The 3646-nt window shown below is 55.6% G+C and carries 8 protein-coding genes; 7 read left to right on the top strand and 1 reads right to left on the bottom strand.

Annotated elements, in window-relative coordinates; translation table 11 throughout:
* Window positions 1–163: 163 nt before the first annotated feature.
* Window positions 164–628, top strand: coding sequence for a hypothetical protein (locus ACERI1_RS18745; RefSeq protein ID WP_373619993.1), 465 nt, complete (start codon window positions 164–166; stop codon window positions 626–628).
* Window positions 629–786: 158 nt separating this feature from the next.
* Window positions 787–1341, top strand: a complete 555-nt coding sequence (locus tag ACERI1_RS18740) for a hypothetical protein (protein ID WP_373619992.1) — start codon at window positions 787–789, stop codon at window positions 1339–1341.
* 168 nt (window positions 1342–1509) lie between these two features.
* Here ACERI1_RS18740 and ACERI1_RS18735 read toward each other — a convergent pair whose 3' ends face one another.
* The gene (locus ACERI1_RS18735) at window positions 1510–1662 is read right to left on the bottom strand and encodes a hypothetical protein (protein ID WP_373619991.1); all 153 of its coding nucleotides are present in this window, start codon (window positions 1660–1662) and stop codon (window positions 1510–1512) included.
* 277 nt (window positions 1663–1939) lie between these two features.
* Here ACERI1_RS18735 and ACERI1_RS18730 point away from each other — a divergent pair, with 277 nt between their 5' ends.
* From ACERI1_RS18730 to ACERI1_RS18710, 5 genes are all read left to right on the top strand, one after another.
* Complete coding sequence (locus tag ACERI1_RS18730; protein ID WP_373619990.1) at window positions 1940–2230, top strand: hypothetical protein; 291 nt, start codon at window positions 1940–1942, stop codon at window positions 2228–2230.
* The gene (locus tag ACERI1_RS18725) at window positions 2230–2565 is read left to right on the top strand and encodes a hypothetical protein (RefSeq protein WP_373619989.1); all 336 of its coding nucleotides are present in this window, start codon (window positions 2230–2232) and stop codon (window positions 2563–2565) included. The genes ACERI1_RS18730 and ACERI1_RS18725 overlap by 1 nt, the downstream gene beginning before the upstream one ends.
* A gap of 92 nt (window positions 2566–2657) precedes the next feature.
* Window positions 2658–3017, top strand: coding sequence for a helix-turn-helix domain-containing protein (locus ACERI1_RS18720; protein ID WP_138783072.1), 360 nt, complete (start codon window positions 2658–2660; stop codon window positions 3015–3017).
* Window positions 3014–3355, top strand: coding sequence for a hypothetical protein (locus tag ACERI1_RS18715; RefSeq protein ID WP_006648267.1), 342 nt, complete (start codon window positions 3014–3016; stop codon window positions 3353–3355). The genes ACERI1_RS18720 and ACERI1_RS18715 overlap by 4 nt, the downstream gene beginning before the upstream one ends.
* Before the next feature lie 90 nt (window positions 3356–3445).
* The coding region (locus ACERI1_RS18710; RefSeq protein ID WP_373619988.1) for a hypothetical protein at window positions 3446–3646 on the top strand (201 nt) is incomplete at its 3' end.

The raw sequence follows: 3646 nt of genomic DNA, 5'->3' as shown, positions 1-3646 counted from the left end.
AATCCCAGCGGTCAATAAGCACCTGTAGTGCGCAGTGATTCCACGGAAATAAACAGCTAAAGAACCCGGTTTCAACAGAGCTACGTATTCTAAAACGACCCCTCCGGAGTATTTTTTCGCCCCGAGATGGGTGCGGGGCGATCGAACTGCCCCGAGATAGAGAATGACTACTGAGCGACAGCACCCACGAGACCGTGGAATTGATCGGACACCAACTCACCGGCAACCCTCCAAGCAACCCTGGGCTGGCCTCGAGTTACGCGTTCCGAACGACCGAAGTCGGGAGTCACTCGTCTCATTTGTCGAGTGTGTTCTCGTCGAACTCACACATGCAGACGTCGGTGCCGAGTATCGATCGTCGAACGTCTGGGGGGTTAAACTGACGCAGTACATCGCTGCCGATACGGTTGGCGAGAGATTCGAGAAGCGCCATTACGACGAACGGCTTGGCTGGCACGAGCAGACGATGTCTCGGCAGGACGTCCGTGATGAACTGATCAACCGCCTCGCACGGCCCGCGTCACTGGCGACGAATCAGAGTCATCCGCATCCTGCTGAGGAACCAGATACGTTCAGGGTGAAGCCAACGTGGCAACTTCGAACAGGACTCCGGAGTGATGAGAAATGATTAGCAGTTGTCAGTACTCCTGACCGCTGTGAATATCGATCACTGACTCCAGTACGTATCATGCAGTGTCTTCGACTTGACTGTGCTTCAAGCATTAGAATACAAAATAATTCTGACCGACACTAAACTATTAGTTCACAGAGATCATAAAGCGAGCAATGAGCGACCGATCACAGGTGTGGCCAGAAGAGATGGATAGTGCAGACCGTGTCAGGCATGTCGCCTTAACGCGAACGACACCACGAAATGCGGGCTGGATCGCCGAAGAGGCGGATGTCTCGAGAGATACGGCTGTTAAATACCTTGATCGAATGGCTGATCAAGGAGAGCTCGAGGCCATTGAAACAGCCGACGGCACATGCTACAAGCCCGATGAGATCACGCAATTCCTCCGTGAAGTTCGGTCTCTTGCTGAAGAGCAGTCAGTAGACGAACTCACTAATGAACTGCGTGCGATTGGTGAGGAAATCGACTCGTGGAAGTCAACATATAATGTTGAATCTCTCGAAAAGCTTCGACAGAGCATTGGACGTGAGGATCTGTCAGCTGACGATCGACGCGAGCGCCTCGAAGTGATCGAGGAATGGGAATACAACATTCAGGTGCGTGAAGCACTTCAGCTTGCGATCAGCCTTCAAAGTTCACTAACGCGACTTGATGCAGATCCGCGTCTCGCAAATCGTGGTTCAGACACACTTCCCCAAGAGGGCTAGGGAAAGATGGTACTCTTTCTTGCTGGTGGCCGAGGATTCACTCGGCGCGAAGGACTTCGTCGCCTCAAAGAACGACTCGAAAAAGAACCGGGGTTTTCTGATGTTCGGTATCGACCATCTCGACTCCGTCCTCGATCTGTCGTTGCTGACGTCGAGACTGAGATATTCTTAGGCGAAGAATTTCCACGGCAGCAGGCCACCTTCGAGGTCACATGGCGGCCACGTGCCGACATTGACGTTCAGCGTGTTCAGTGGGCTGATGACGTAGTCAGCTTGGGATGGCACAAAGACGATGATCATGAAGACCTTGGGACAACCCATTTCCAGATCGAGACCGATGAGGAATTAACCCACGAACCAGGACATCTCGAAGCAGAAGCGCCGCTAAGCTTTCTGGAAACCTGTCTTCAGCGACTTCCTCCAAAACTCGAGGAGACGATTCCAGAGTGAACTCGGTTACTCCCAATCGAATGGGTGCCTAATATCTGTATGCACCTTCACCTTCTGATACGGTTCTTCTGACTGTACTTCCAGCAGCGAATTTTTGGCGCCATGAGGCACGAGGCGCGCTCAACAGTGAGCCGCCATGTGATTGACAATGACTGATTCAAATCCGATTGACGACACTGCAGACGATTACAGCCGGTTCGAGGCCAGACTCGTTGCCCGTGATCAGGATGCAACTCGCGTCGTGACAGCAGATCTCGGCGAGACAACCGCCCGACAGCTCGTTACGGAACTCATCGATAACGGTGTGGTGACGCCGGTCCCTGGCAAGCGGGTGTTTGTCCACGAGCCAAGTGGGACCGCCTTTGACTCGAGCACTCAGCTTGCTGTTTTCCATCGAGGCTGGACGGCGGCCCGCAACGCCGACAAGGAGGGTGAGTGATGCAGCAGACGCTCGCTGGCTGTGCCTTCTGCGACGCCCTGCCCGGCACCGAGGCCGGAGAGGCACATACCTGGGGAAAAGACGAGCGAGTCTCTCATCCCATCTGTATCGACTGCGCTATCCAGGCGGAGCTGGACCCTGACGAGCGCGATCACTGCACCTGCGATGGCTGTGGGCTCGTCGTCGACGCGCTTGCAGCCCTCACGCGGTTCCGCGTCGAACTCGGCCATCTCGAGGGCTCGCTACAGCTGTGTGCGAGGTGTAGTCCCGGAGGCCCGGCGACGTACTGGACACGCGACCTCGAGGAACACCTCATCACGACGCCGACAAAGTGAATGACAGAGTTTGACCTGCCTTCAGACGTGGGTATGCTCCTCTAGTAACAAACACCCAAATAGCTATGCACCCACGCTACCAACAGTAATCTATGTCGAGCGGCACCATCGATATCGACGAGTTCGAGAACGCCGACGACGATGAATTCGAGGAACGAAACGACACCGAGCGGATCGTGCTGTTCCTTGACGAGAACGACGACCGGGCGTGGAAGGCGGCGACGATTGCTGAACAACTCGAACTGGATACGGACGCCGTTAGTGCGATCCTCTCGCGACTGAAGGAACGAGGTCTTGTGCGGCACAAGCGCCCGTACTGGGCGATCACAGACAACGAGGACCGGCTTCGAGCCGCCTACCGACTTCACCAGCACCACCAGACTGCAGACGAGCAGTACGGCGAGGAAGATCTCGAGGAGTTGAAAACTGACGAGATGGAGGAAGTGCGGTGACCGCGTTCGATGAACTAGAACGCGGCGACATCATCTGGGGGACCGATCCGCTCTCGGACAAAGGTCGTCCGATGCTTGTTCTAGGAACACCTCGGTTCCCGAACCACGGCGTACAGCTGATCACCGTCCTGATCTCCACGAAGACCTACCATGAGGAGTCACTCACGCTCCGCGACGACGACTACGAAGGCGAGCCACTCGGGGAACGAAGTCACGTCCTTCCGTGGTCGCTCGCGACCCTCAACAGTGCGACAGAGGTGGAATTCCATATGACCGCTCTCGTTGACGAACGGACCGAGGACGTGGCCACACAGTTAATCAGCTACATTTCTTCTTGAGCGAACCGTGCTGTCGTCGACGTGAGGGGAGCGTGGCTCACATTGTACACACGATAACTGCTAAGTGAACTGGCTCACAATGTACACATAATGAGTAGCGACAAAAAGCGCGTTCAGTTCCGGGCGCCCCACCGACTTATCGACCGGACCGACGCCCTCGCAGACGTCCTCGGGGAAGACCGGACGGATGTCCTCGTAACTGCGTTGCGAGAGTACCTCCAAGAGGCGGCCCATGACGACGCGCTCACGCAGGAAATCGCAGCTGCCTACTACGACGACGAGATCTCTTTC

The sequence above is a fragment of the Natrinema sp. HArc-T2 genome (genome assembly GCF_041821085.1).
Taxonomy (GTDB): Archaea; Halobacteriota; Halobacteria; order Halobacteriales; family Natrialbaceae; genus Natrinema.
This window is presented reverse-complemented; position numbering and strand designations above follow the sequence as displayed.

Coding starts and splice junctions, on each gene's coding strand:
- ACERI1_RS18745 (WP_373619993.1), top strand. CDS start 164: ATGACTACTGAGCGACAGCACCCACGAGACCGTGGAATTGATCGGACA.
- ACERI1_RS18740 (WP_373619992.1), top strand. CDS start 787: ATGAGCGACCGATCACAGGTGTGGCCAGAAGAGATGGATAGTGCAGAC.
- ACERI1_RS18735 (WP_373619991.1), bottom strand. CDS start 1,662: ATGGGTTGTCCCAAGGTCTTCATGATCATCGTCTTTGTGCCATCCCAA.
- ACERI1_RS18730 (WP_373619990.1), top strand. CDS start 1,940: ATGACTGATTCAAATCCGATTGACGACACTGCAGACGATTACAGCCGG.
- ACERI1_RS18725 (WP_373619989.1), top strand. CDS start 2,230: ATGCAGCAGACGCTCGCTGGCTGTGCCTTCTGCGACGCCCTGCCCGGC.
- ACERI1_RS18720 (WP_138783072.1), top strand. CDS start 2,658: ATGTCGAGCGGCACCATCGATATCGACGAGTTCGAGAACGCCGACGAC.